Here is a 26,184-nt window from a genome sequence, read left to right as displayed (position 1 = left end):
AGTTCATCAGCGAACGTCTGATGCTGGTTGCTCAAGGGTGGAACGTTGATTATTCGGCACTGTCGGTCATCTCATGGCTGCGAGTACTGCTCTTCGGGGCGTGGAAAGCTGATCACGAGTGGCGATGGTGCCGGGCACGCTGTTGGGTGTCTGAGGGTACGGCTGTGAAGCCGCCTTCAGTGCCGACCCCAGTGAACTTGCCCGGTAGGGCGGGGTGATGGGTGGTTGGTCGTTGTTTGAGAACTGCACAGTGGACGCGAGCATCTGTGGCCAAGTTTTTAAGGGCGCACGGTGGATGCCTTGGCACCAGGAACCGATGAAGGACGTGGGAGGCCACGATAGTCCCCGGGGAGTCGTCAACCAGGCTTTGATCCGGGGGTTTCCGAATGGGGAAACCCGGCAGTCGTCATGGGCTGTCACCCGCTGCTGAACACATAGGCAGTGTGGAGGGAACGCGGGGAAGTGAAACATCTCAGTACCCGCAGGAAGAGAAAACAACCGTGATTCCGGGAGTAGTGGCGAGCGAAACCGGATGAGGCCAAACCGTATGCGTGTGAGACCCGGCAGGGGTTGCGTATACGGGGTTGTGGGATCTCTCTTTCACAGTCTGCCGGCTGTGAGGCGAGTCAGAAACCGTTGATGTAGGCGAAGGACATGCGAAAGGTCCGGCGTAGAGGGTAAGACCCCCGTAGCTGAAACATTAACGGCTCGTTTGAGAGACACCCAAGTAGCACGGGGCCCGAGAAATCCCGTGTGAATCTGGCGGGACCACCCGTTAAGCCTAAATATTCCCTGGTGACCGATAGCGGATAGTACCGTGAGGGAATGGTGAAAAGTACCGCGGGAGCGGAGTGAAATAGTACCTGAAACCGTGTGCCTACAAGCCGTGGGAGCGTCGCGCATCAAGTTTACTTGGTGCGTCGTGACTGCGTGCCTTTTGAAGAATGAGCCTGCGAGTTTGCGGTGTGTTGCGAGGTTAACCCGTGTGGGGAAGCCGTAGCGAAAGCGAGTCCGAATAGGGCGGTTTAGTAGCGCGCTCAAGACCCGAAGCGGAGTGATCTAGCCATGGGCAGGTTGAAGCGGAGGTAAGACTTCGTGGAGGACCGAACCCACCAGGGTTGAAAACCTGGGGGATGACCTGTGGTTAGGGGTGAAAGGCCAATCAAACTCCGTGATAGCTGGTTCTCCCCGAAATGCATTTAGGTGCAGCGTCGTGTGTTTCTTGCCGGAGGTAGAGCACTGGATAGGCGATGGGCCCTACCGGGTTACTGACCTTAGCCAAACTCCGAATGCCGGTAAGTGAGAGCACGGCAGTGAGACTGTGGGGGATAAGCTCCATGGTCGAGAGGGAAACAGCCCAGAGCATCGACTAAGGCCCCTAAGCGTACGCTAAGTGGGAAAGGATGTGGAGTCGCAGAGACAACCAGGAGGTTGGCTTAGAAGCAGCCACCCTTGAAAGAGTGCGTAATAGCTCACTGGTCTAGTGATTCCGCGCCGACAATGTAGCGGGGCTCAAGCGTACCGCCGAAGTCGTGCCATTCATACAATAGGGCCAACGCCTGTATGGATGGGTAGGGGAGCGTCGTGTGCCGGGTGAAGCCGCAGCGGAAGCTAGTGGTGGACGGTTCACGAGTGAGAATGCAGGCATGAGTAGCGATACACACGTGAGAAACGTGTGCGCCGATTGACTAAGGGTTCCTGGGTCAAGCTGATCTGCCCAGGGTAAGTCGGGACCTAAGGCGAGGCCGACAGGCGTAGTCGATGGATAACCGGTTGATATTCCGGTACCCGCTGTGAAGCGTCAAACATTGAACCAGGCGATGCTAAGTCCGTGAAGCCGTTCCGGACCCTTCGGGGAATGGAAAGTGGTGGAGCCGACGGACCAGACCTGCAGTAGGTGAGTGATGGGGTGACGCAGGAAGGTAGTCCATCCCGGGCGGTGGTTGTCCCGGGGTAAGGGTGTAGGGCGAGTGGTAGGCAAATCCGCCATTCATTAAGTCTGAGACCTGATGCCGAGCCGATTGTGGTGAAGTGGATGATCCTATGCTGTCGAGAAAAGCCTCTAGCGAGTTTCATGGCGGCCCGTACCCTAAACCGACTCAGGTGGTCAGGTAGAGAATACCGAGGCGTTCGGGTGAACTATGGTTAAGGAACTCGGCAAAATGCCCCCGTAACTTCGGGAGAAGGGGGGCCATCACCGGTGATTGAATTTACTTCATGAGCTGGGGGTGGCCGCAGAGACCAGCGAGAAGCGACTGTTTACTAAAAACACAGGTCCGTGCGAAGCCGTAAGGCGATGTATACGGACTGACGCCTGCCCGGTGCTGGAACGTTAAGGGGACCGGTTAGTCCAACTTCGGTTGGGCGAAGCTGAGAACTTAAGCGCCAGTAAACGGCGGTGGTAACTATAACCATCCTAAGGTAGCGAAATTCCTTGTCGGGTAAGTTCCGACCTGCACGAATGGCGTAACGACTTCTCGACTGTCTCAACCATAGGCCCGGTGAAATTGCACTACGAGTAAAGATGCTCGTTTCGCGCAGCAGGACGGAAAGACCCCGGGACCTTTACTACAGTTTGATATTGGTGTTCGGTTCGGCTTGTGTAGGATAGCTGGGAGACTTTGAACCTCGGACGCCAGTTCGGGGGGAGTCGTCGTTGAAATACCAGTCTGGTCGTGCTGGATGTCTAACCTGGGTCCGTGATCCGGATCAGGGACAGTGTCTGATGGGTAGTTTAACTGGGGCGGTTGCCTCCTAAAGAGTAACGGAGGCGCCCAAAGGTTCCCTCAGCCTGGTTGGCAATCAGGTGTTGAGTGTAAGTGCACAAGGGAGCTTGACTGTGAGACCGACGGGTCGAGCAGGGACGAAAGTCGGGACTAGTGATCCGGCGGTGGCTTGTGGAAGCGCCGTCGCTCAACGGATAAAAGGTACCCCGGGGATAACAGGCTGATCTTCCCCAAGAGTCCATATCGACGGGATGGTTTGGCACCTCGATGTCGGCTCGTCGCATCCTGGGGCTGGAGTCGGTCCCAAGGGTTGGGCTGTTCGCCCATTAAAGCGGTACGCGAGCTGGGTTTAGAACGTCGTGAGACAGTTCGGTCCCTATCCGCTGCGCGCGCAGGAACATTGAGAAGGGCTGTCCCTAGTACGAGAGGACCGGGACGGACGAACCTCTGGTGTGCCAGTTGTTCTGCCAAGGGCATGGCTGGTTGGCTACGTTCGGGAGGGATAACCGCTGAAAGCATCTAAGCGGGAAGCCTGCTTCGAGATGAGTGTTCCCACCCCCTTGAGGGGTTAAGGCTCCCAGTAGACGACTGGGTTGATAGGCCGGATCTGGAAGGCGGGTAACCGCTGGAGGTGACCGGTACTAATAGGCCGAGGGCTTGTCCTCAGTTGCTCGCGTCCACTGTGTTGGTTCTGAAACCACGAACAACCCCATTGCCATGGTCACGGCAGTGGTGCGGTTGATGTGTTTCATAGTGTTTCGGTGGTCATAGCGTGAGGGAAACGCCCGGTTACATTCCGAACCCGGAAGCTAAGCCTTACAGCGCCGATGGTACTGCAGGGGGGACCCTGTGGGAGAGTAGGACGCCGCCGAACTCCTTTTAGAGCTCTGGCTCTTGGGCATGCCGCCCAAGAGCCAGAGCTTTTTTGCGTTGGGGTAAGGTCAGGGGGCATCGTCGGCACGTTTTCCCACAGGAGGCCCCCGGGTGGAGGTCCAGGAGACCCGCGTTCAGACAGAGCGGGTGCTCACCATCCCGAACATCCTCAGCATGGCGCGCCTGGTCGGCGTACCCATCTTCCTGTGGTTGATCCTCAGGCCCGAGTTCGGTGGGCCCAAGAGCGACGGCTGGGCGCTTCTGGTGCTGATGCTGAGCGGGATCAGCGACTACCTGGACGGCAAGCTCGCGCGGCGCTGGAACCAGATCAGCAGTCTCGGCCGGCTTCTTGATCCCGCCGCGGACCGGCTCTACATTCTCTCGACTCTCGTCGGACTCACCTGGCGCGAGATTCTGCCAATCTGGTTGACCGCCGTACTGCTCGCGCGGGAGCTGGTCCTGCTCGTGGTGGTGGGCATCCTCAGACGGCACGGCTATCCGCCGCTGCAGGTGAACTTCCTGGGCAAGGCGGCTACGTTCAACCTGATGTACGCGTTCCCGTTGCTGCTGCTCAGTGACGGAAGTGGATGGCTCCCCTCACTCGCAGCCATTTTTGGATGGGCGTTCGCAGGATGGGGTACAACGCTCTACTGGTGGGCAGGAGTCCTCTACGTGGTACAAGTCCGCCGCCTACTGCGTGCGGACGCCATGGCCGACTGACCTTGCCGATTGGGCGGTAACAGTCGCTCGATGGCCCGTTGCGCAAAAGTGCGGGACAATCTGAACTGGTGAAGTCGGCTAGACCGTCGTCTCGCAGAGGAGGACGCTTCCGACATGAAGGCCGTAGTGATGGCCGGAGGCGAAGGCACACGCCTTCGCCCCATGACCTCAAGCATGCCCAAGCCACTGTTGCCCGTGGTCAATCGACCGATCATGGAGCATGTGCTCAGGTTGCTCAAAAGGCATGGGCTCAATGAGACCGTAGTCACCGTGCAGTTCCTGGCCTCGTTGGTCAAGAACTACTTCGGTGACGGCGAAGAGCTCGGGATGGAGCTCTCGTATGCCAATGAGGAGAAGCCACTCGGTACCGCCGGAAGCGTCAAGAACGCCGAAGAGGCGTTGAAGGACGATGCCTTCGTCGTCATTTCCGGTGATGCCCTGACCGACTTCGACCTCACCGAACTGATCAATTTCCACAAGGAAAAAGGCGCTCTGGTCACTGTCTGTCTGACCCGGGTGCCCAATCCGCTGGAATTCGGCATCACCATCGTCGACGAAGAGGGAAAGGTCGAGCGTTTCCTCGAGAAGCCGACTTGGGGTCAGGTCTTCTCGGACACGGTGAACACGGGCATCTATGTGATGGAGCCCGAGGTCTTCGACTATGTCGAGGCCGACGTTCCCGTCGACTGGTCCGGTGATGTCTTCCCGCAGTTGATGAAGGAAGGCAAGCCGGTCTACGGCTTTATCGCCGAGGGCTACTGGGAAGATGTCGGGACCCACGAGAGCTACGTGAAGGCGCAGGCCGATGTCCTGGAGGGCAAGGTCGACGTCGAGATCGACGGCTTCGAGCTGTCGCCGGGTGTCTGGGTGGCCGAGGGCGCAGAGGTGCACCCCGACGCGGTTCTGCGGGGGCCGCTGTACATCGGTGACTACGCCAAGGTCGAGGCGGGTGCCGAAATCCGTGAGCACACCGTCATCGGTTCCAACGTCGTCGTGAAGACCGGAGCTTTTCTGCACAGGGCCGTCGTGCACGACAACGTGTATGTCGGGCAGCACAGCAATCTGCGTGGCTGTGTCGTCGGGAAGAACACCGACATCATGCGTGCGGCCCGGATCGAGGACGGCGCGGTCATCGGTGACGAGTGCCTGATCGGTGAAGAATCGATCGTGCAGGGCAATGTGCGGGTCTACCCGTTCAAGACGATCGAAGCCGGTGCCTTCGTCAACACGTCGGTGATCTGGGAGAACAGAGGCCAGGCGCACCTCTTCGGCGCGCGCGGTGTGTCCGGGATCCTGAACGTGGAGATCACGCCGGAGCTCGTCGTCCGTCTCGCCGGCGCCTACGCCACGACCCTCAAGAAGGGGTCGACGGTCACCACGGCCCGCGACCACTCCCGAGGTGCCCGTGCGCTCAAGCGGGCGGTGATCTCCGCCTTGCAGACGAGTGCCATCGACGTACGGGACCTGGAAAACGTACCGCTGCCCGTGGCGCGGCAGCAGACCGCGCGGGGCAGTGCCGGCGGGATCATGATCCGGACCACACCTGGTGTGCCGGACTCCGTCGACATCATGTTCTTCGACAGCCAGGGAGCCGACCTCTCGCAGGGGAGTCAGCGCAAGCTGGACCGGGTGTTCGCGCGCCAGGAGTACCGGCGTGCGTTCCCCGGTGAGATCGGGGACCTGCACTTCCCGGCCAGCGTCTTCGACTCGTACACCGGGTCGTTGCTGCGGAATGTCGACACGACCGGGATCGCCGACTCCGGCCTGAAGGTCGTGGTGGACGCGTCGAACGGCAGCGCCGGGCTCGTGCTGCCCAGTCTGCTCGGCAAGCTGGGTGTGGACTCGCTGACGATCAATCCGGGGCTCGACGAGTCCAGGCCGACGGAGACCGCGGACACACGGCGGTCGGGGCTGGTGCGGCTCGGTGAGATCGTGGCCTCCGCGCGGGCCGCGTTCGGAGTGCGGTTCGACCCTGTCGGTGAGCGGCTTTCGCTCGTCGACGAGAAGGGGCGGATCGTCGAGGACGACCGCGCTCTGCTCGTGATGCTCGACCTGGTGGCCGCCGAGCGGCGCAGCGGGCGGGTGGCGCTGCCGGTGACCACCACGCGGATCGCGGAGCAGGTGGCGGCCTATCACGGCACGCAGGTCGAGTGGACGACGACCTCGCCGGACGACCTGACCAGGGTCGGGCGTGACGAGACGACCATCTTCGGCGGGGACGGCAAGGCCGGGTTCATCATTCCGGAGTTCAGCAGTGTCTTCGACGGTGCCGCGGCCTTCGTACGGCTGATCGGGCTGGTGGCGCGGACACAGTTGACGCTGAGCCAGATCGACGCGCGGATTCCGCGGGCGCACGTCCTCAAGCGGGACCTCGCGACTCCCTGGGCCGTCAAGGGACTTGTGATGCGCCGGGTCGTGGAAGCGGCCGGCGATCGCTTTGTCGACACCACGGACGGTGTACGGGTTGTGGAGACCGACGGGCGTTGGGTGATGGTGCTGCCCGACCCCGCCGAGGCGGTCACGCATCTGTGGGCCGAAGGGCCCGACGACGCTTCCGCGCAGGCCCTGTTGGATGAGTGGTCGGCGGTCGTGGACAGCGCCGGACGGTAAAACACGGAGCACGCACGCGTGCCGGACATGCCTCCCCAAGGGGGCCTGTCCGGCACGTCGGTGGGGCCATTCGGAGGTACAGGCCACCACGTGCGACGATGTGCGGCATGCCGCAGCAGCCCCCCGTTCGGAGCACACCCACGCGCCCTGCGCGCCCGGACGCATCCATGTCGCTGCTCACCAATGTCATGGACCACAGCCTCGACGACGGATACGCCGAGGCCGCCGCCCGGAAGAAGGCCGCGGGCGCGAGCGGCATGCCGAAGACCCTCCGGGCGAAGCTCGGTCTCGCCGCCGGCCTGGTGCTGGCCGCCCTCGTCGTGACCCTGGGAGCGGCACAGGCACGCGTGGCCGCCCCCGTGGTGGCCAAGGAGCGCCAGGAGCTGATCGACCGTATCGACAAGGAGACCTCGTCGGCGGACAAGCTGGAAGGCACCGTCGACAAGCTCCGTGACGACGTGAGCGCGCGGCAGCGGGCGGCGCTCAAGACGAGTGGCGGCAGTGGCCAGGCGGACCTGGTGAGCATGCTGTCCGGTGCCACCGCGGTGCACGGCCCCGGTGTGAAACTCGTCGTCGACGACGCGAAGGAAGCCAGCACCGGCGGGGGCGACGACCCGCGGGAGACCGCGGACTTCTCCGACACCGGTCGGGTGCGCGACCGCGACATGCAGCGCGTCGTCAACGGACTGTGGGCGGCAGGGGCCGAGGCCATCTCCGTCAACGGACAGCGGCTGACGGCGCTGTCCGCGATCAGGGCCGCCGGTGACGCGATACTGGTCGACAACAGGCCACTCGTGCCGCCTTATACGGTGCTCGCGGTGGGGGACGGCCAACGGCTGAGCACCAGGTTCCAGAACGGTGCCGACGGGCTCTATCTGCACGCCCTGGAAGACAACTACGGCATCAGGGCGACCATCGCCGTGGAGAGCGATCTCCGGCTGGCCGCCGCGCCGAGTGTGATCGTACGTACAGCACAGCCGAGAACTGAGAAGGGCACATCGTGATCGCCGTACTGGGCCTCATCGTGGGAGTGGTGGCCGGAATCCTGGTCCGGCCTGAGGTGCCGGTGGTCGTCGAGCCGTATCTGCCGATCGCCGTCGTCGCGGCGCTCGACGCCGTCTTCGGTGGTCTGCGGGCCATGCTCGACGGCATCTTCGACGACAAGGTCTTCGTGGTGTCGTTCCTGTCGAACGTGGTCGTGGCCGCGCTGATCGTGTTCCTGGGCGACAAGTTGGGCGTCGGTGCCCAGTTGTCCACGGGTGTTGTGGTCGTCCTCGGTATCCGTATCTTCTCCAACGCCGCGGCCATTCGCCGGCACGTCTTCCAGGCGTGAGGTCGATGAGCAACGAAGACGAGCGGCCCGAACACAGGCTGCGCAGGGAACTGCCCGAGGAAGTACCGGCGTCTGCTTCTTCGGAGGCGCCGGTTCCGGAGGAGCGGGCCGCGTCCACCGTGACCGGTCGGCAGCGGCTGGTGCAGGGGCTGTGGCCGCCGCGCGTGAGCCGGGCCCAACTCATCGTCGCCGTGCTGCTGTTCGGCCTCGGTTTCGGGCTGGCCGTCCAGGTCGCCTCGAACAGCAACAGTGACAGCGCGCTGCGTGGGGCACGACAGGAAGATCTTGTCCGCATTCTCGATGAACTGGACGACCGTACTCAGCGTCTTGAGGACGAGAAGCAGGGTCTGCAGAAGCAGCGCGACGAGCTGGAGAACAGCTCCGACCAGGCCGAGGAGGCCCGCAAGCAGACGGCCGAGAAGGAGAAGCAACTCGGCATTCTGGCGGGCACCGTGGCCGCGCAGGGACCCGGCATCACGATGACCATCGACGACACGAAGGGAACGGTCGAGGCGGACATGCTGCTCGACGCGGTTCAGGAGCTGCGCGCGGCGGGCGCGGAGGCGATCCAGGTGAACGAGGTGCGGGTCGTGGCCAACACGTATCTGACGGACTCCGGCAAGAGCGTGAGTGTCGACGGGAACAAGATCAACGCCCCGTACCGTTTCAAGGTCATCGGCAAGCCGCAGGATCTCGAACCGGCGCTCAACATCCCTGGAGGCGTGGTGCAGACTCTCGAGAAGGAGCAGGCCACCGTTACCGTCGAGCGGTCGGGCAAGATCGTCGTGGATGCCTTGCGGGCCGCGAAGCAGCCTGACTACGCTCGGTCGTCTTCCCGGTGAACCGCAGGTGCATGGGGGCCGTTGTCCGAGGGCATGAGGTTGCGGGGGGTCGACGCACCGATTGGGTGGTGCGTGGTGGAAACTGTCAGGTGGATACGGACGTTGTGAGGATGTCCGGGTCAACCGGTGTGTTCAATCAGGGTTCGTCCTGCCCCACGGGCGGGTCTGTTTCGGTCAAGGGGAATCGCCCGTGAAGTTGTTTGCGAAGTTGTTCGGCAAGAGTGCGAAAGAGAGCAGCGACAACCAGACCGCTCGCCATCGCGCACAACCGGACGCAGAAGGCCAGCGCCCGCTGTTCCGCGACCAGGTCGCCGGCCAGGGTGCGCCGTCGGTTGACCCTGCGCAGTCCGGCGACATAGGTTTCGGGCAACCGTCAACCTCAAGTACGGGTGGAGGGTTTTCCCCTATGTCGGCCCTGGTGTGTACGAGGTGCGGTAACCGCAACGCGGAGAACAGCCGCTTCTGTTCCAACTGCGGTGCGCCGCTGCGCCCCGGCGCGACCCCGGAGCGTCCGTCCGAGACGACCTCCACGATCTCCATCTCCGGTCTTGAGGCCTACGACGCCGAAGTGACCGGCCAGACGCAGATGCCGACGCTCTCCCCGGAGGCGCAGGCCGCCGTCGACGCGCTGCCGTTGGGCTCGGCGCTGCTGGTGGTGCGTCGCGGTCCGAACTCGGGCAGCCGCTTCCTGCTGGACGGCGAGCTGACCACGGCCGGCCGTCATCCGCAGAGCGACATCTTCCTGGACGACGTGACGGTCTCGCGCCGGCATGTGGAGTTCCGGCGCTCTGCTGACGGTTCGTTCACGGTCGCCGATGTCGGCAGTCTGAACGGTACGTACGTCAACCGCGAGCGCATCGACTCGGTCTCGCTGGCGAACGGTGACGAGGTGCAGATCGGCAAGTACCGGCTGGTGTTCTACGCGAGCCAGCGGGGTTACTGACCCTTCCTCGGACTGGGTCCGGGGGGATTCCCCAGGAAGGTCCATGCTTCAAACACCGAGCGGCGGTGCCGGGCACGGTACCGCCGCCGCGGACACTGGGCTGATGAGCATCGGCACGGTGCTGAACGTGCTGCGCGACGAGTTCCCCGAAGTCACCATCTCCAAGATCCGTTTCCTGGAGTCGGAGGGCCTCATCGAGCCGCAGCGGACCCCTTCCGGGTACCGCAAGTTCAGCGCCGCCGACGTCGAGCGCCTCGGCCATGTCCTGAGGATGCAGCGGGACCACTATCTGCCGCTCAAGGTCATCCGCGAGCATCTCGACGCCATGGAGCGCGGGGAGGCCGCGCCACTGCCCACGGTGGGGCGTCAGCGGGACGGCGAGGTCGTCCTGGAGCCCGTGGAGGGGCCCACGGCGGCCCGGATCGGGCGGACCGAGCTGCTGGCCGCCGCCGGGATCGGTGAGGCGGAGCTCGACGAGTGGGAGTCGTACGGACTCATCGCCCCGCTGCCGGACGGGGTCTACGACGCGGAAGCCGTCACCGTGGCCGGACTTGTCCTCGAGTTGGGTCGGTTCGGGATCGAACCGCGGCACCTGCGCGCGATGAAGGCGGCCGCCGACCGTGAGGCCGGGCTCGTCGACCAGGTGGTGGCCCCGCTCAAGCGCCACCGCAATCCGCAGACCAGGGCCCACGCGGAGGCCCGTACGAAGGAACTGGCGGGGCTCACGGTGAAGCTGCACGCGGCCCTGGTGCAGACCGCGCTCGGTGTGCGCCTGCCCTGAGCCGGGCGGGCTCGCGGCTGCCTGATCGGTCACCCGTTCTCGGCCCGACTACCCAAACGTCCCGGGCACGGCCTAGGGTTGCTGTGTGAACGAGCTCGATGTCGTAGGTGTCCGGGTCGAAATGCCCTCCAACCAACCGATCGTGCTCCTGCGTGAAGTGGGAGGCGACCGCTACCTCCCCATCTGGATCGGGCCCGGGGAGGCGACGGCGATCGCCTTCGCGCAGCAGGGCATGGCCCCCGCACGACCGCTGACCCACGACCTGTTCAAGGACGTGCTGGAGGCCGTCGGCCAGGAGCTGACCGAAGTGCGCATCACGGATCTGCGGGAGGGCGTCTTCTATGCGGAGCTGGTCTTCGCCAGCGGCGTCGAGGTGAGCGCCCGTCCTTCCGACGCCATAGCGCTGGCGCTGCGCACCGGGACGCCGATCTACGGCAGTGACGGTGTGCTCGACGACGCGGGCATCGCGATCCCGGACGAGCAGGAGGACGAGGTGGAGAAGTTCCGCGAGTTCCTCGACCAGATCTCGCCCGAGGACTTCGGCACCAACAGCCAGTGAGCCCGGGAGGCCGACGGCCGGCGAGGAAATGCTGGCATTTGCCACCGGCGTGTGAGAGCGTCCTGCGGCTCTCCGCGAGCGCATTCGGCTAGCCTTTCCCCGCGGTGGGACACGGGAAACCACTCCTTGGGTGATTATCACTCGGCGTGCCGAGTGTGGCGATCGTTGACGCACCCCTGGTGACTGCCTACCGTCGAGAAGGCAGGTCAAGGACGGAGGTCGGCGTGAGAAGCAGCGGCGACGGTACGGCTGGGGGTGCCCCGGAACGCAGTTTCGGGGACAGAGGTCCGTACCCGCTTCACGGCAGTACGGCCGATCGCATTCCGCAGCGGCCGGCGGCAGTGCCGAGCAGCGGAGGGGCGACGTCCATGGCGTCCGAGGAGATCGGCTACCGGGGCCCTACGGCCTGTGCGGCGGCCGGCATCACCTATCGGCAACTGGACTACTGGGCGCGCACCGGGCTCGTCGAGCCCAGCGTGCGGCCCGCGCACGGGTCGGGGACACAGCGGCTCTACAGCTTCCGGGACGTTGTCGTCCTCAAGATCGTCAAGCGGTTCCTCGACACGGGTGTGTCGCTGCAGAACATCCGCAGCGCCGTTCTGCACCTGAGAGAGTGCGGCTTCCGTGACCTGGAGCGCATGACGCTGATGAGCGACGGCGCCACGGTCTACGAGTGCACGTCGCCGGACGAGGTCCATGCGCTGCTCCAGGGCGGCCAGGGCGTCTTCGGGATCGCCGTGGGGGTCGTGTGGCGGGATGTCGAGAGCGCCCTGTCGCAGTTGCACGGGGAGCGCGTCGACACCGGCGAGACGCTTGTCGGGTCCAACCCCGCGGACGAGCTGGCCAGGCGGCGCAACCGGGCCGTCTGAGGGCCCCGCGGGAGCCGTAGCGGGGCATTGTCAGTGGCGTAGGGCAGCATCGGAGATGTGAGAACCGCGCCCACGATCCTGCATCTCGACATGGATGCCTTCTTCGCCTCGGCGGAGCAGGCGTCCAAGCCGAGCCTGCGCGGGAAGGCCGTCGTCGTGGGCGGGCTCGGACCGCGCGGGGTGGTCGCCACCGCGTCGTACGAGGCACGGGTCTTCGGGGTGAACTCGGCGATGCCGATGGCCCAGGCGCGCCGGCTCGCGCCGAACGCCGCGTATCTCGTGCCGCGGTTCGGGTTCTACCGGTCGATCAGCGAGCAGGTGATGGGGCTGCTGCGCGCGTTGTCGCCGCTGGTGGAGCCGCTGAGCCTGGACGAGGCGTTCGTGGACCTGGAGGCCGGGGGAACGGCCTGGGACGCCGAGTCGGCTCAGGTGACCGGGGAGCGGCTGCGGGCGGACATACGGGCGGTCACGGGGCTCACGGGGTCGGTGGGCCTCGCCGCCTCCAAGATGATCGCGAAGATCGCCTCCGAGCGGGCCAAGCCGGACGGGCTCGTGCTGATCGAGCCGGGGACCGAGCGGGCGCTGCTCGGGCCGCTGTCGGTGCGCACGCTGCCGGGGGTCGGGCCGGCGACGGGTGATCATCTGCGGCGGGCCGGGATCACCACGGTCGACGAGATCGCCGAGGCGGGCGAGGACGAGCTCGTACGGCTGGTGGGCAAGGCGCACGGGCACGCGCTGTACGCGATGGCGCTGGCGCACGACGTGCGGCCCGTGGTGGCCGAGCGGGAGACCAAGTCGGTGTCGGTCGAGGACACGTACGACGTGGACATCCATGACCGGACCCGGGTGGGCCTGGAGGTGCAGCGGCTCGCGGACCGGTGTGTGCGGCGGCTGCGCGGGGCCGGTCTGTCGGGGCGGACCATCGTGCTGAAGGTGCGGCGGTACGACTTCTCGACGCTGACCCGGTCCGAGACGCTGCGTGGGCCCACCGACGATCCGGGGGTGGTGCGGGAGGCCGCGGCCCGGTTGCTGGACTCCGTGGACACCACGGGCGGGGTACGGCTGCTCGGGGTGGGTGTCTCCGGGCTCGCCGACTACACGCAGGAGGACCTGTTCGCACAGGCCGCGGGGGAGCGGGCGGAGCTTCTTGAGGAGGAGCACCCGGAGGAGGAGAGCGAGGAGCGGGCGGCGCCTGTGGAGCGGCGCTGGGCCGCGGGGCACGATGTGCACCACGCCGGGTTCGGGCACGGGTGGGTGCAGGGGAGTGGGCTGGGGCGGGTCACGGTGCGGTTCGAGACGCCTGAGGATTCGGGGCCGGGGCGGGTGCGGACGTTCCGGACCGATGATCCGGAGTTGGAGTCGGCGGAGCCGTTGCCGTTGGTGGGGCGGGGGTCTGATGGGGCGCTGCCGCCGGCGGAGGGAGCCTGCGGCGCTGATGACGGTGCCGGTGTCGGTGGTGAGACGAGGGGCGCGGATCGGTCGGGTGGGCTGGGTTCTGAGGTTCCGCCTGCTGTGGTGCCGGGGGCTCTGGAGAGTTGAGGCTTGGAAACAGCCCCGAAGTGCTGCCCGCGGCGTCCGTGCCTTCGCAGCGTCGATGTCCCGAGCATCCGTATCCCCCACCGACGCCCTCAGCCAGTCCACCCACCTCACCCATCCCACCCATCCCACCCCCCTTCAGTCCTCCTCCGCCCCCGCCACCTTGCCGAAGTCGCGGTCCGGGAGTGATGGAGCCGGGCCCACGTCCAAGCCGTAGTGGTGGTAGAGCTGGAGTTCCTGGTCCGGGGAGAGGTGGCGGCCCACTCCGAAGTCCGGGGCGTCTTTGATCAGGGAGCGTTCGAAGGGGATGTGGAGGGTGCCTTCGATCAGTTCGCTGGGCTCCAGGGGGACGAAGGCGTCTCTGGAGAACAGGCCGGTGCGTATGGCCGCCCACTCCGGTTCGCCGGTGGCGTCGTCGAGGTAGACCTCGTCGATCGTGCCGATCTTGGCGCCGGTGCGGTCGAACGCCTTGCGGCCGATCAGGTTGCGCGGATCGATGTCGGTCTGCACGGGACCTCCTCCTGCTCGCAACTCATCCGTGAATACTACAAAAGAGCACATTGAGGCCGGTGGCCACTCGAAAGCCGGGCTCTAGTGCTCGCTGGTAGGCTGGCGAACGGCTGCTGACCCCGTGCGGGAGAGTCCTCCAGACTTCATCGGAGGCGCCGAAGGAGCAAATCCTCCCCGGAATCTCTCAGGCTCACGTACCGCACGGACGAGGTCACTCTGGAAAGCAGGGCGGGTGCCGACGGCGTCGACGGCTTCCGCTCTCACCGACGGTGAAAGCCGGGTTCCTTCGGGATGCCCGGTGAAGCTCTCAGGTTGAGATGACAGAGGGGGAGGCCGTCCGGGCACCCCACAGCTGTGGTGTCCCTCGAAGGTCGTGTCCGACCAGGAGGCCTCCCTCATGACCGCCCCTCGCACTTCACTCTCCGAGCTCGAACAGGGCATCCCGTTCGAGCAGCGTCACATCGGGCCCAACCATGAGGCGCGGGCCAAGATGCTCGCGCAGGTCGGCTACGGCTCGCTCGACGAGCTCACGGCCGCCGCGGTCCCCGATGTGATCAAGAACGCCGACTCCCTCGACCTGCCGGGCGCCCGCACCGAGGCCGAGGTACTGGCCGAGCTGCGCTCTCTCGCGGACCGCAACGAGGTCCTCGGTTCCATGATCGGGCTCGGGTACTACGGGACCTTCACCCCGCCCGTGATCCTGCGCAACGTCATGGAGAACCCGGCCTGGTACACGGCCTACACGCCGTATCAGCCGGAGATCTCCCAGGGGCGGCTCGAAGCCCTGCTGAACTTCCAGACCGTGGTCGCCGACCTCACCGGGCTGCCGACCTCCGGCGCCTCCCTGCTCGACGAGGGCACGGCCGCCGCCGAGGCAGTGGCGCTCTCGCGCCGCATGGGCAAGAACAAGAAGGGTCTGTTCCTGGTCGACGCCGACGCGTTGCCGCAGACTATCGCCGTCATCGAGACCCGTGCCGAGCCGGCCGGTGTCGAGGTCGTCGTCGCCGACCTCAGTGAGGGCATCCCGGCCGACCTCGCCGAGCGTGAGATCAACGGCGTGCTCGTGCAGTACCCGGGCGCCTCCGGTGCCGTACGCGACATCAAGCCGCTGATCGAGCAGGCGCACGCGCTCGGTGCGCTCGTCACCGTCGCCGCGGATCTCCTCGCGCTCACGCTGCTCAAGTCGCCCGGCGAGTTGGGCGCGGACATCGCGGTCGGTACGACGCAGCGCTTCGGGGTGCCGATGGGCTTCGGCGGGCCCCACGCGGGATACATGGCCGTGCGTGAGAAGTTCGCGCGCAGCCTGCCCGGGCGGCTGGTGGGCGTCTCCGTCGACGCCGACGGGCACAAGGCGTACCGCCTCGCCCTGCAGACCCGCGAGCAGCACATCCGCCGTGAGAAGGCCACCAGCAACATCTGCACCGCCCAGGTGCTGCTCGCCGTCATGGCCGGGATGTACGCCGTCTACCACGGGCCCGAGGGGCTCAAGGGCATCGCGCGGCGGACGCACCGGTACGCCACGATCCTCGCCGCCGGACTCACCGCCGGCGGTGTCGAGGTCGTGCACGGCGGCTACTTCGACACGCTGACCGCGCGCGTTCCCGGCCGGGCCGCCGAGGTCGTCGCCGCCGCCCGTGAGGACGGCGTCAACCTGCACCTCGTGGACGCGGACCAGGTGTCCATCGCCTGCGACGAGACCACCACGCGCGCCCAACTGGCCGCCGTATGGACCGCGTTCGGGGTGGACGGTGACGTCGAGGCGCTTGACGCGTCCGCCGAGGACACGCTGCCCGAGGCGCTGCTGCGGACCGACGCGTATCTCACGCACCCCGTGTTCCGGGACCACCGTTCCGAGACCGCGATGCTGCGCTACCTGCGCAGGCTCGCCGACCGTGACTACGCGCTCGACCGGGGCATGATCCCGCTGGGTTCCTGCACGATGAAGCTCAACGCGACCACCGAGATGGAGCCGGTCACCTGGCCGGAGTTCGGGCAGTTGCACCCCTTCGCGCCCGCCGAGCAGGCGCAGGGATACCTCACGCTCATCCGGGAGTTGGAGGAGCGGCTCGCCGAGGTCACCGGGTACGACAAGGTGTCGTTGCAGCCCAACGCCGGTTCGCAGGGCGAGTTGGCCGGGCTGCTCGCCGTACGCGGATACCACCGTGCCAACGGTGACGAGCAGCGGACCGTGTGTCTGATTCCGTCGTCGGCGCATGGGACCAATGCCGCGAGTGCCGTGATGGCCGGCATGAAGGTCGTCGTCGTGAAGACCGCCGAGGACGGCGAGATCGACGTCGAGGATCTGCGGGCGAAGATCGAGCAGTACAGTGACGAGCTCGCTGTGCTGATGATCACTTACCCGTCCACGCACGGGGTGTTCGAGGAGCATGTCGCCGACATCTGCGCGCAGGTGCATGAGGCGGGTGGGCAGGTCTACGTCGACGGTGCCAACCTCAACGCCCTTGTGGGGCTTGCCAAGCCGGGGCACTTCGGCGGTGACGTCTCGCATCTGAATCTGCACAAGACGTTCTGCATTCCGCACGGTGGTGGTGGTCCGGGGGTCGGGCCGGTGGGTGTGCGTGCGCATCTGGCGCCGTATCTGCCGAACCACCCGTTGCAGCCTGCGGCCGGGCCGGAGACGGGAGTTGGGCCGATCTCGGCTGCTCCGTGGGGCTCGGCCGGGATCCTGCCGATCTCTTGGGCGTACGTCCGGCTCATGGGTGGCGAGGGGCTCAAGCGGGCCACGCAGGTGGCCGTGCTCTCCGCCAACTACATCGCCAAGCGGCTCGAACCGCACTACCCCGTGCTCTACACCGGGCCCGGCGGGCTCGTCGCGCACGAGTGCATCATCGATCTGCGGCCGATCAGCAAGGCGACCGGGGTCAGCGTCGACGACATCGCCAAGCGGCTCATCGACTACGGCTTCCACGCGCCGACCATGTCGTTCCCGGTGGCCGGCACGCTGATGATCGAGCCGACGGAGTCCGAGGACCTGATCGAGCTGGACCGGTTCTGCGAGGCGATGATCGCGATTCGTGGGGAGATCGAGAAGGTCGGGGCGGGGGAGTGGCCGGCTGAGGACAACCCGTTGCGGAACGCGCCGCATACCGCTGCCGCGTTGGGTGGGGAGTGGGGGCACGCGTATTCGCGTGAGGAGGCTGTCTTCCCGGCGGGTGTTTCTGTTGCCGACAAGTACTGGCCGCCGGTGCGCAGGATCGACCAGGCCTTTGGTGACCGGAACCTGGTGTGTTCCTGCCCGCCGTTGGACGCGTACGAGGACTGAGTTTTTCGTCTGCGGCGCCATTGTGGCTGGGCGCGCAGTTCCCCGCGCCCCTTTGGGGCGCTGTAGCTCAGGTGGGGTATGAGTGGGTCTGGGTTGCCTTGACGGCGGCCCAGACCGATGCGCCCTGGTGTAGGTCCAGTTCGGCCGCTGACGGTGTCGTCAGGTCGGCTGCCAGGGGGAGTTCGCCGGTCAGGTCTACGCGGATCTGGTCGCCGTGGGTTTCCAGGCCCGCTACCTCGCAGTGCCAGAGGTTGCGGGCGCTGGCGCCGGTGGGGTGGTCCCGGAAGAGAGTGACCGCGCTCGGTGGGAACGCTACGAACACCTCGCCCTGGAGATCCTCCGTGGTGGTGATCGTGGGGCCGGTGTCGAGGGTGACCGTGTGGCCGTCGGCGTGGCCCTTGTAGAGGTTGAGGCCGACGAGTTGGGCGATGTAGTCCGTGCGCGGGTGGCGGGCGATGTCGGCGGGGGTGCCCTCCTGGACGACCGTGCCCTGCTCGATCACGATCAGCCGGTCGGCCAACACCATGGCGTCCAGGGGGTCGTGGGTGACCAGGACGGCGACTGCCTCGAACTCCGCGAGGTGGCGTCGGAGTTGGGCCCGTACGTCGAGGCGGGTGCGGGCGTCAAGGGCTGCCAGGGGTTCGTCGAGGAGCAGCAGGCGCGGGCGGGTCGCCAACGCCCTTGCCACGGCGACGCGTTGGGCCTGGCCGCCGGAGAGTCTGCGGGGCTTGGCGCCCGCGTGCTCGGCGAGGCCCATGCGGTCCAGCCACTCGGCGGCGATGGCGCGGGACTCCGCCTTGGTCGCGCCCTGGCAGCGGGGGCCGAAGCCGACGTTGTCGAGCGCGGTCAGGTGGGGGAAGAGAAGATAGTCCTGGAAGACGACTCCCACCGGGCGGGACTCCGGTGGCGTACGGTCCAACTCCGTTCCGTCCAGGCGTAGATGACCGTCCGTCAGGTGGATCAGGCCCGCCAGGGCGCGCAGCGCTGTCGTCTTGCCGGCGCCGTTGGGGCCGAGCAGGGCGACGACGTCCCCGGGTGCCGCGGTCAGTTCGACGTCCAGGCGGAAGGTGCCGCGGTCCACGATGAGACGGGCGTCGAGGCCCTTGTCCGGTGTGGTGATGAAGTCGGTCATGAGGTCGTCATCCAGCGGTCCCGGAGTCCCGCCAGTACCGCGATCGACACGGCCAGCAGGACCAGGCTGAGGGCGATCGCCGCCTCCGGGTCGTTCTGGAGGGCCAGGTAGACCGCGAGCGGCATGGTCTGGGTGCGGCCGGGGAAGTTGCCGGCGAAGGTGATCGTCGCGCCGAACTCGCCCAGCGCGCGGGCCCAGGCGAGGACCGCGCCCGCCGCGATGCCCGGGGCGATCAGCGGGAGCGTGACCCGGCGGAACGCCGTGAAGCGGGAGGCGCCGAGGGTCTGGGCGGCCTCTTCGTAGCGCGGGTCGGCGGCGCGCAGGGTGCCCTCGACGCTGATGACCAGGAACGGCATCGCGACGAACGACTCCGCGACCACGACACCGGCCGTGGTGAAGGGGAGCGTGATGCCGAACCACGAGTCCAGCCACTGGCCTACGACACCGTTGCGGCCGAGGGCCAGGAGCAGTGCCACGCCGCCCACCACCGGGGGCAGGACCAGCGGGAGCGTCACCAGGGCGCGGAGGAAGCCGCGGCCGGGGAACTCCGTGCGGGCCAGCACCCAGGCCAGCGGTACGCCCAGGACCAGGCTCACGGCCGTCGCGGCGGTCGCGCTGAACAGGGAGAGTTGGAGTGCCTGCCAGACCTCTGTGCTGGTGAGCTGGGACGGCAGGGAACGCCAAGGGGCCCGTACCAGGAGGGCGATCAGGGGGAGGATCAGGAACGCCAGGCCTACGAGCGCGGGCACCAGCAGGGGGAGCGGTACTCCGCGACCTGTCATCCGGACACGGCGCCGCCGCGGCCCGCCCTTGAGGGTCTCGGCCGCGGCGTCGGAGGTGTCGAGCGGGGTCACGGCTTGAGGAAGCCCGCCGCGGACAGCACCTTCTGGCCCTCGGCGGACTGCACCAGCGCGATGAACGCCTTGGCGGCGACCGCGTTGGGCGCGTTCTTGAGGAGGGTGATCGGGTAGTCGTTGATGGCGTCGGCGGACTCGGGGAACTCCACGCCCTCCACCTTGTCACCTGCCGCGTGCACGTCGGTCTTGTAGACGACCGCCGCGTCGGCCTCCTTCAGCACCACCTTGTTGAGGGCCGACTTGACGTCCTCCTCGTAGGACACCGGGGTGAGCTTCAACTTGCTTGCCGTGAGCGCCTTTTGGGCCGCGGCGCCGCACGGCACCGTCTTGTCGCACAGCACGACCTTGAGCGAGGACCTGGTGAGGTCCTTCAGGGAGGTCACCTTGTCGGGGTTGCCCGGCAGGGTCGCGATCTCCAGTTGGTTGCGGACGAACGTGGCCGGCGTGCCGACGCCGTCGCCCTTGTCCGTGACGATCGCCATGGTCTTGGGGCTGGCGGCGGCGAACACATCGGCCGGGGCACCGCTGGTGATGCTCGCGGCGAGGGTGTCGCTGCCCGCGAAGTTGAAGGTGATCTTGGTGCCGGGGTGCGCCGTCTCGAACTCCTTGCCCAGGGTCGTGAAGGACTCCTTGAGCGAGGCGGCGGCGAAGACGGTGACCGTGCCGGACATCTTCGGGGACGCGGACGCCGAGGAGCCGGACTTCGAGGAGGACGAGTCGTCGCTGGAGGAGCAGGCGCTCAGGGCCAGCAGCGCGGCGGCTCCCGCCCCGGCAACCTGCAGGGTCCGGCGGGTCCGACGCGCGGAACGGGTCATCACGGTTCTACTCCTCTGACTCTGCTGACATGGGGTCGCGCCCTTGCCCGGCCGCAACGGCCGTGCCGCGATGATACTGCCGCATATGCAAGGCGTAAGTCTCCTGTCGCATCGCATGAGCTGCACTATTCGCTTGCGGGGTGCGCATGTGCGTTTGTACGGGAGTGCCGTCCGGGTACCACCATCCGGGAGGTGATGGCTCGTGACGCTCGCGCAGCTCGACCTGACGGGGGACCTCGCCCGGCCCACCCGGCTGACCGTGCCGGACCTGTTGAACTGGCCGCTGCACCGGGTGCGGGTCAGCTTCGAGTGCGCCACCAGCGGCACCCAGGTGCACCGCTTCGCGGGACCTCGGCTCTACGACGTCCTGTCCGCGGCCGGTCCCGGCTTCGACCCCGTCCGCCGCAAGGACCGGCTGCGCTTCCTGATCGCGGTCAGCGGTACGGACGGGCACCACGCGCTGCTGTCCTGGGCCGAGATCGACCCCGACTTCGCTCATGCCCCTGTTCTGCTCGCGGTGAGCATCGACGACACCCCGCTGGACCGTGCCGGACCGCAACTGGTGCTTCCGCAGGACCGTTGCGGGGCCCGGCACATCAGTGGGATCAGTGCGATACGGGTGGACGGGGGGTATGGCGCGGCGAGTTGGCCAGTGCCGGCCACACCCGGTCGCGGGTCAGCGGAAGTTCGGTGAAGCGGACGCCCGTCGCGTCCCGCAGGGCGTTGGCGAAGGCGGGCGCGACCGGGTTGAAGGGGCTCTCGCTCATCGACTTGGCGCCCAACGGGCCGATGGCGTCCGCCGTTTCCATGAAGTGGACCTCGGTGCGCGGCACGTCCGCGTACTGCGGGAGCCGGTAGCGGCGGAACGCGGCCGTCTCCACCGCGCCCCGCTCGTCGATGCGGACGTTCTCGAAGAGGGTCGCGCCGAGCGCCTGGGCGACCCCGCCCTCCACCTGTCCCCGGCACTGCATCGGGTTCATCACCTTGCCCGCGTCGGCCGCGTGCACACTGCGCAGGATGCGGATCTCACCCGTGTCCGGGTCCACGGCGACCCTGAACCACTGCGCGTTGAAGGCCACCGAGCGGGGCGTCCCGCCGAAGTGCCCGTCGGCGGCGAACTCCACGCCGACCGCCGCACCCGCCGCGTGCAGCTCCTTCAACGACAGACGGCCACCAGGATGCAGTACGGCCTCCTCGGCCAACCGGCAGTCCGCGCGCGGGAGTCGCAGATGGGCGGCGGCGAAGTCGAGCAGGTGGTCGGCCAGGGCACGAGCGGCGCGCAGGGTGGCCTTGCCCGCCACCACCGTGCCCGTGGAGGCGAAGGCGCCCGTGTCGCGTTCGCGGTCGTCACCCGGGGGGAGGCCGACGTGCTGCATGAGGTCTGGCCGCTTGTCGGTGCCGGTGAACCGGACGTGCCGCTCCACGGCGGGACCGGGGCGCCCGTCGCCACCGCGCGGGAACTCAACGGGGCGCTGGCGCAGGCGCGTTACGCGCCGGCCTCGGCGCGCGGTACCGCACGCGACGGTTCGGCGCTCACCGATGCCTCGACGCTCACCGGACTCGACGCGCTGCTCACCGGCGTTCCGGCCGAGGTCCGTACCGCCTACAGCTGGGCCGTTCTCGGTGAACTGCGGTCCAACGCCGTCCTGTTGGAGACCCTGGAGACCTTCCTCGCGTGCGACGGTTCCTGGGCGCGGACGGCGGAGGCGCTGCATCCGCACGTCAACTCCGCGCACGACCGCATCGGACGCATCGAGCACTTCACCGGCCGCGACCTCTCCCGCCTCTACGACCGCCTCGACCTGTGGGCGGCCCTGTTGTGCCGGACGGACAGCGCTTAACCTGCACGTTCTACGGGTCCTGTGGTCCGACGTTCCAGGGGAGGTTGGGCGTGCTGCTGCGTCAGCTCGAATACCTCGTCGCGCTCGCCCGTGAACGGCACTTCGCGCGCGCCGCGGCGGCCTGCTATGTCTCGCAGCCCTCGCTGTCGGCCGCGATCCGGCGCCTGGAGCACGAGTTGGACGTGCCGATCGTGCGGCGCGGCAGACGGTACGAGGGGCTGACCCCGGAGGGCGAGGTGGTGCTGGCCTGGGCGCACCGCATCCTGGCCGAACGGGACGCCCTGCACCAGGAGTTGTCCGCGCTGCGGGGTGGACTGTCCGGCACGCTGAGGCTCGGGGTGGTGCCCACCGCGCTGCCCGCCGCCTCCCTTCTCACCACCCCGTTCTGCGAACGGCATCCCCGGGCCCGGGTCGCCCTGGAGTCCCTCTCATCCGTCGACATCACCCACGGGCTCGCCGAGTTCGAGCTGGACGCGGCGATGACGTACCTGGACGACGACACCCTGCGCAACGTCCGCCGCCTCCCGCTCTACGAGGAGCGGTACGTCCTCCTCACACCGGTCGACGGGCCACTCGCCGGTGTTTCCAAGGCCAGTTGGGCACAGGCGGCCACGCTTCCCCTCTGCCTGCTCAACTCGCGGATGCGCAACCGCCGGATCATCGACGAGTGCTTCGCGGCCGAGGGCGCGACGGCTGCCCCGGCGGTCGAGTCGGACAGCGTCGCCGGGCTCTACACCCTGCTCCCCGGCGGGCGTTGGTCCAGCGTGATCTCGCACGCGTGGCTGCACATGTTCGACGTACCCGAGGGGATGCGGGTGGTGGCGCTGAACGGGCCCGCGCACGGTCCCCGGGTCGGACTGGTCGTCGCCCGGACCGAACCCCAATCCGTGCTGGCGGAGGCGCTGTTGAAGGTGGCGAGGGAGGCCGGCGTACGCGACGCGCTCGACGAGCTGCTGCACACCTACCTCGGCGAACGAAGTTCATAGAAGCGGGCTATCCGGCGATAGCAACGTTCGCTTTGACCAGGGCGATTCACCCCGAGGATCGTCAAGTGCGTCTTCCGACAACGGAGTTCTTCCGACAACGGAGTTGAGGAGCCGCGACATGGCCAAGGTTCTCTGTGTTCTGTACGACGACCCCACCGACGGTTACCCGACCTCGTACGCCCGCGACGACCTGCCCGTGATCGACCACTACCCGGGCGGCCAGACCACCCCCACCCCCGAGGCCGTCGACTTCACCCCGGGGCACCTCCTCGGCAGCGTCTCCGGTGAACTCGGCCTGCGCGCCTACCTGGAGGCCGCCGGACACACCCTCGTCGTCACCTCCGACAAGGACGGCGAGGGTTCGGTCTTCGACCGTGAACTGGTCGACGCCGACATCGTGATCTCGCAGCCGTTCTGGCCCGCGTACCTGACCCCCGAGCGGATCGCCGCCGCGAAGAACCTCAAGCTCGCGGTCACCGCCGGCATCGGCTCCGACCACGTCGACCTCGACGCGGCGATCTCCCACGGCGTGACGGTCGCCGAAGTGACGTACTGCAACAGCATCAGCGTCGCCGAACACGTCGTGATGATGACGCTGTCCCTCGTGCGCAACTACCTGCCGTCCCACCAGGTCGTGCTCGACGGCGGCTGGAACATCGCGGACTGCGTGGCGCGTTCGTACGACCTCGAAGGCATGCACGTCGGCACGGTCGCCGCCGGGCGGATCGGGCTCGCGGTGCTGCGGCGGCTCGCGCCGTTCGACGTCAAGCTGCACTACACCGACCGGTACCGGCTGTCCGAGGACGTGGAGCGGGAGCTGGGGCTGACCTGGCACGAGAGTGCCGAGGACATGGTGCCGCACTGCGACGTCGTGACGATCAACGCGCCGCTGCACCCCGAGACCGAGGGCCTGTTCGGCGACAAGCTGCTCGCGCAGATGAAGCGCGGCGCGTATCTCATCAACACCGCGCGGGCGAAGATCGTCGACCGGGACGCCGTCGACCGGGCCCTGCGCAGTGGGCAGTTGGCGGGTTACGCCGGTGACGTGTGGTTCCCGCAGCCCGCCCCGGCGGACCACCCGTGGCGCACCATGCCGCACCACGGGATGACCCCGCACATCTCCGGGTCCTCGCTGTCGGCGCAGGCCCGGTACGCGGCGGGCACCCGGGAGATCCTGGAGGCGTTCTTCGCGGGGCGGCCGATCCGGGACGAGTATCTGATCGTGGACGGGGGCGCGTTGGCGGGGACCGGCGCGCACTCCTACTCGGTCACCAAGTGACGGAGCGCTCGGCCGGCACGTGACTGATGGAGGCCATGGCCCGCTTCACACACGGTCGACGTGCACGTTCGTCGACTTCACGCGGGCGGTGGCCTCCATGCCGACCTCCAGGCCGAGTTCCTCGACGGCCTCCCGGGTCAGCAGGGAGACCAGCCGGTGCGGGCCCGACTGGATCTCGACCTGGGCCGCGACATCGCCGAGCTTGATCGCGGTGACGATGCCGGGGAACGCGTTGCGCACGGAGGTGTAGGAAGGGTCCTCCTCGACTTCGCCCGCCTTCGCCAACTCGACCGAGAACGCGGCCAGATCGACACCGTCGATGAGCCGGCGCCCGCCCTCGTCGCGGTGGGTCGTCACCCGGCCCGCGTCCGCCCACCGGCGCGCGGTGTCCGGGCTCACGCCGAGCAGCCGCGCCGCCTGGCCGATTGTGTAGGACTGCATACGCGCCACCCTAGGGCCAGAAACGGTAACCGGTGGACGGGGGGTTGGCTCTGGGGTATAACGCGATATAGCGCCAGTCCATCGATCGGGGTGAGGGTATGTCGGGTGAGCTGACGAGCACGACCGCGTTGCGTGCCTCGCATGCGGACCGGGACCGTGTGGTGGACGTGCTGACCGGCGCGGCCGGCGACGGACGGCTGACCGCCGAGGAGCTCGACGAGCGCGTCGAGGCCGCTCTGACCGCCCGCACGATGGGGGAGTTGGCTGTCCTGACGGCCGACCTGCCAGTGGTGGCCGGTGCGGTCGCGGCCGGGGCCAGGGATGTCGTCCGCATCGAGCAGCGCGCCTGCTCGGCGCAGCGCGGTGACGGCTGGGTGGTGCCGCGTCGGCTGGAGATCGAGTCGAGCCTGGGCGATGTGACGCTCGACTTCACCCAGGCGGTGATCACCCACGACGTCCTGCACATCGACCTGGACATGCACCTGGGCAAGCTGCGTCTGCTGATCGGGCCGGGCATCGTGGTGGACACCGACTCGCTGGTGTTCAGCTATGGGAAGGTCAAGACGCGCGGGCCCGCCGACGCGGGTGCGCCGGTCGACCTGCGCATTGAGATCGTCGGGCAGATACGGCTCGGGAACGTCGTGGTGCGCCGGACGCGACGCGGGATCAGGAAATCCCCGAAGCCCTGAGCACCGACCGCGCCGTCTCGTCGTCGATCAGATGGCCCAGGTGACGCCGGACATCGGTGCCCTGGCGCAGTGTGCCGCGTTCCATCGAGCGCCGTATGCCCGTGTCCAGCTCGTGCCAGAGCAGGGGGTTGGCGACCAGCACCCGGGGGTCCAGTTCGAGCCAATGTCCGTGCGCGTCCCGCAGGACCAGGCGTGCGGACACGTCGCCGTACTGTCGTACGACGGTCAGCGCGTCCGTGTGCACCGTGCGCCTCAGCAGCGGGCCGTCCACGGTGAGCCAGCCGGGACCCGCGGTGACCCGGTGCGGCAGCAGGACGACGAACAGCAGCGCCGACAGGGCGAACCACAGCAGCGCGCGGGTCAGGGTCAGGGTTCCCGCTTCCCGGTCGACCAGCAGGGTCAGGCCGAGGAAGCCGAGCGCGCAGCCCGTCGCCAGTCGGGCGTCGCCGCGCCAGTGGCGGTCGCCGGTCGGGTCCGGTGGTGGGGTGCTGTGCCGCATGAGGCCGACCGTAGGGCGCCGGGAGCGTGGTGCGCGGGCCGCTGACGGGGCTCTTACGCT

Annotated in this window: 22 protein-coding genes, 2 rRNA genes, 1 pseudogene and 1 riboswitch; of the genes and pseudogenes, 18 read left to right on the top strand and 7 right to left on the bottom strand. The window is 67.4% G+C overall.

Annotated elements, in window-relative coordinates:
- Positions 1 to 268: 268 nt before the first annotated feature.
- From OG223_RS10430 to OG223_RS10375, 12 genes are all read left to right on the top strand, one after another.
- Positions 269 to 3,391, top strand: a 23S ribosomal RNA gene (locus OG223_RS10430).
- Between the two features lie 92 nt (positions 3,392 to 3,483).
- Positions 3,484 to 3,600 (top strand): 5S ribosomal RNA (rrf, locus tag OG223_RS10425).
- A gap of 110 nt (positions 3,601 to 3,710) precedes the next feature.
- Positions 3,711 to 4,319, top strand: coding sequence for a CDP-alcohol phosphatidyltransferase family protein (locus tag OG223_RS10420; RefSeq protein ID WP_033287014.1), 609 nt, complete (start codon positions 3,711 to 3,713; stop codon positions 4,317 to 4,319).
- Between the two features lie 114 nt (positions 4,320 to 4,433).
- Positions 4,434 to 6,929: a mannose-1-phosphate guanyltransferase gene (locus tag OG223_RS10415; RefSeq protein ID WP_200690044.1), complete on the top strand. Its 2,496-nt coding sequence runs from the start codon at positions 4,434 to 4,436 to the stop codon at positions 6,927 to 6,929.
- Between the two features lie 167 nt (positions 6,930 to 7,096).
- Entirely contained in the window at positions 7,097 to 7,933 is an 837-nt protein-coding gene (locus tag OG223_RS10410) for a DUF881 domain-containing protein (RefSeq protein WP_329245621.1), read from the top strand.
- Positions 7,930 to 8,262: a small basic family protein gene (locus OG223_RS10405; protein ID WP_200690046.1), complete on the top strand. Its 333-nt coding sequence runs from the start codon at positions 7,930 to 7,932 to the stop codon at positions 8,260 to 8,262. Before OG223_RS10410 ends, OG223_RS10405 begins: the two co-directional genes overlap by 4 nt.
- Positions 8,263 to 8,267: 5 nt before the next feature.
- The gene (locus OG223_RS10400; RefSeq protein WP_329245618.1) at positions 8,268 to 9,104 is read left to right on the top strand and encodes a DUF881 domain-containing protein; all 837 of its coding nucleotides are present in this window, start codon (positions 8,268 to 8,270) and stop codon (positions 9,102 to 9,104) included.
- A gap of 61 nt (positions 9,105 to 9,165) precedes the next feature.
- The gene (locus OG223_RS10395; protein ID WP_329245616.1) at positions 9,166 to 10,047 is read left to right on the top strand and encodes an FHA domain-containing protein; all 882 of its coding nucleotides are present in this window, start codon (positions 9,166 to 9,168) and stop codon (positions 10,045 to 10,047) included.
- 43 nt (positions 10,048 to 10,090) lie between these two features.
- Positions 10,091 to 10,828, top strand: a complete 738-nt coding sequence (ftsR, locus tag OG223_RS10390) for a transcriptional regulator FtsR (protein WP_329245614.1) — start codon at positions 10,091 to 10,093, stop codon at positions 10,826 to 10,828.
- A gap of 85 nt (positions 10,829 to 10,913) precedes the next feature.
- Entirely contained in the window at positions 10,914 to 11,387 is a 474-nt protein-coding gene (locus tag OG223_RS10385) for a bifunctional nuclease family protein (protein WP_006123076.1), read from the top strand.
- Positions 11,388 to 11,611: 224 nt separating this feature from the next.
- A complete protein-coding gene (locus tag OG223_RS10380) occupies positions 11,612 to 12,256 on the top strand; it encodes a MerR family transcriptional regulator (RefSeq protein ID WP_327405541.1) in 645 nt (214 codons plus the stop codon).
- Positions 12,257 to 12,313: 57 nt separating this feature from the next.
- On the top strand, positions 12,314 to 13,795 hold the full coding sequence (locus OG223_RS10375; RefSeq protein ID WP_329245611.1) for a DNA polymerase IV: 1,482 nt from the start codon (positions 12,314 to 12,316) through the stop codon (positions 13,793 to 13,795).
- A gap of 135 nt (positions 13,796 to 13,930) precedes the next feature.
- On the opposite strand, the gene OG223_RS10370 is transcribed toward OG223_RS10375, so the two are convergent.
- The gene (locus OG223_RS10370) at positions 13,931 to 14,302 is read right to left on the bottom strand and encodes a PRC-barrel domain-containing protein (RefSeq protein ID WP_329245608.1); all 372 of its coding nucleotides are present in this window, start codon (positions 14,300 to 14,302) and stop codon (positions 13,931 to 13,933) included.
- A 114-nt stretch (positions 14,303 to 14,416) separates the two neighbouring features.
- Positions 14,417 to 14,512: riboswitch (glycine riboswitch) on the top strand.
- A gap of 187 nt (positions 14,513 to 14,699) precedes the next feature.
- Here OG223_RS10370 and gcvP point away from each other — a divergent pair.
- Positions 14,700 to 17,585: an aminomethyl-transferring glycine dehydrogenase gene (gene gcvP / locus OG223_RS10365; protein WP_329245605.1), complete on the top strand. Its 2,886-nt coding sequence runs from the start codon at positions 14,700 to 14,702 to the stop codon at positions 17,583 to 17,585.
- Between the two features lie 67 nt (positions 17,586 to 17,652).
- On the opposite strand, the gene OG223_RS10360 is transcribed toward gcvP, so the two are convergent.
- The 3 genes from OG223_RS10360 to modA are packed head-to-tail and all read right to left on the bottom strand — an operon-like array spanning position 17,653 to position 20,389.
- A complete protein-coding gene (locus OG223_RS10360) occupies positions 17,653 to 18,717 on the bottom strand; it encodes an ABC transporter ATP-binding protein (protein ID WP_329245603.1) in 1,065 nt (354 codons plus the stop codon).
- On the bottom strand, positions 18,714 to 19,571 hold the full coding sequence (gene modB, locus OG223_RS10355) for a molybdate ABC transporter permease subunit (protein ID WP_329245600.1): 858 nt from the start codon (positions 19,569 to 19,571) through the stop codon (positions 18,714 to 18,716). Before modB ends, OG223_RS10360 begins: the two co-directional genes overlap by 4 nt.
- Positions 19,568 to 20,389: a molybdate ABC transporter substrate-binding protein gene (gene modA / locus OG223_RS10350; protein ID WP_329245597.1), complete on the bottom strand. Its 822-nt coding sequence runs from the start codon at positions 20,387 to 20,389 to the stop codon at positions 19,568 to 19,570. Before modA ends, modB begins: the two co-directional genes overlap by 4 nt.
- A 202-nt stretch (positions 20,390 to 20,591) precedes the next feature.
- Between modA and OG223_RS10345 the strand changes: the two genes are divergently transcribed.
- Positions 20,592 to 21,083 (top strand): molybdopterin-dependent oxidoreductase, encoded by a 492-nt coding sequence (locus OG223_RS10345; protein ID WP_262061724.1) that lies wholly within the window; start codon positions 20,592 to 20,594, stop codon positions 21,081 to 21,083.
- Here the strand turns inward: OG223_RS10345 and OG223_RS10340 are convergent.
- Positions 20,995 to 21,723, bottom strand: a pseudogene (locus tag OG223_RS10340) (xanthine dehydrogenase family protein molybdopterin-binding subunit); the annotation flags it as partial. The gene OG223_RS10345 and the pseudogene OG223_RS10340 sit on opposite strands and share 89 nt — an antisense overlap.
- Positions 21,724 to 21,756: 33 nt before the next feature.
- Between OG223_RS10340 and OG223_RS10335 the strand changes: the two are divergent.
- The 3 genes from OG223_RS10335 to OG223_RS10325 all read left to right on the top strand — a co-directional run bounded on the left by OG223_RS10335 (position 21,757) and on the right by OG223_RS10325 (position 24,495).
- Complete coding sequence (locus tag OG223_RS10335; RefSeq protein WP_329245592.1) at positions 21,757 to 22,230, top strand: PucR family transcriptional regulator; 474 nt, start codon at positions 21,757 to 21,759, stop codon at positions 22,228 to 22,230.
- A 50-nt stretch (positions 22,231 to 22,280) separates the two neighbouring features.
- Positions 22,281 to 23,216, top strand: a complete 936-nt coding sequence (locus tag OG223_RS10330; protein ID WP_329245589.1) for a LysR family transcriptional regulator — start codon at positions 22,281 to 22,283, stop codon at positions 23,214 to 23,216.
- Between the two features lie 118 nt (positions 23,217 to 23,334).
- Positions 23,335 to 24,495 carry an NAD-dependent formate dehydrogenase gene (locus tag OG223_RS10325; RefSeq protein WP_329245587.1) on the top strand — a complete coding sequence of 387 codons (1,161 nt, stop codon included), beginning with the start codon at positions 23,335 to 23,337 and terminating at the stop codon, positions 24,493 to 24,495.
- Positions 24,496 to 24,540: 45 nt separating this feature from the next.
- On the opposite strand, the gene OG223_RS10320 is transcribed toward OG223_RS10325, so the two are convergent.
- On the bottom strand, positions 24,541 to 24,936 hold the full coding sequence (locus tag OG223_RS10320) for a TOBE domain-containing protein (RefSeq protein WP_329245584.1): 396 nt from the start codon (positions 24,934 to 24,936) through the stop codon (positions 24,541 to 24,543).
- Positions 24,937 to 25,034: 98 nt separating this feature from the next.
- Between OG223_RS10320 and OG223_RS10315 the strand changes: the two genes are divergently transcribed.
- Positions 25,035 to 25,625: a DUF1707 SHOCT-like domain-containing protein gene (locus tag OG223_RS10315; RefSeq protein WP_329245581.1), complete on the top strand. Its 591-nt coding sequence runs from the start codon at positions 25,035 to 25,037 to the stop codon at positions 25,623 to 25,625.
- On the opposite strand, the gene OG223_RS10310 is transcribed toward OG223_RS10315, so the two are convergent.
- Entirely contained in the window at positions 25,603 to 26,124 is a 522-nt protein-coding gene (locus OG223_RS10310) for a hypothetical protein (protein WP_329245579.1), read from the bottom strand. The genes OG223_RS10315 and OG223_RS10310 overlap by 23 nt on opposite strands.
- Positions 26,125 to 26,184: the final 60 nt, after the last annotated feature.

The organism is Streptomyces sp. NBC_01478, from assembly GCF_036227225.1.
Lineage (GTDB): Bacteria > Actinomycetota > Actinomycetes > Streptomycetales > Streptomycetaceae > Streptomyces.
The sequence above is the reverse complement of the archived record's forward strand: the minus strand, read 5'-3'. Positions and strand labels throughout refer to the sequence as shown.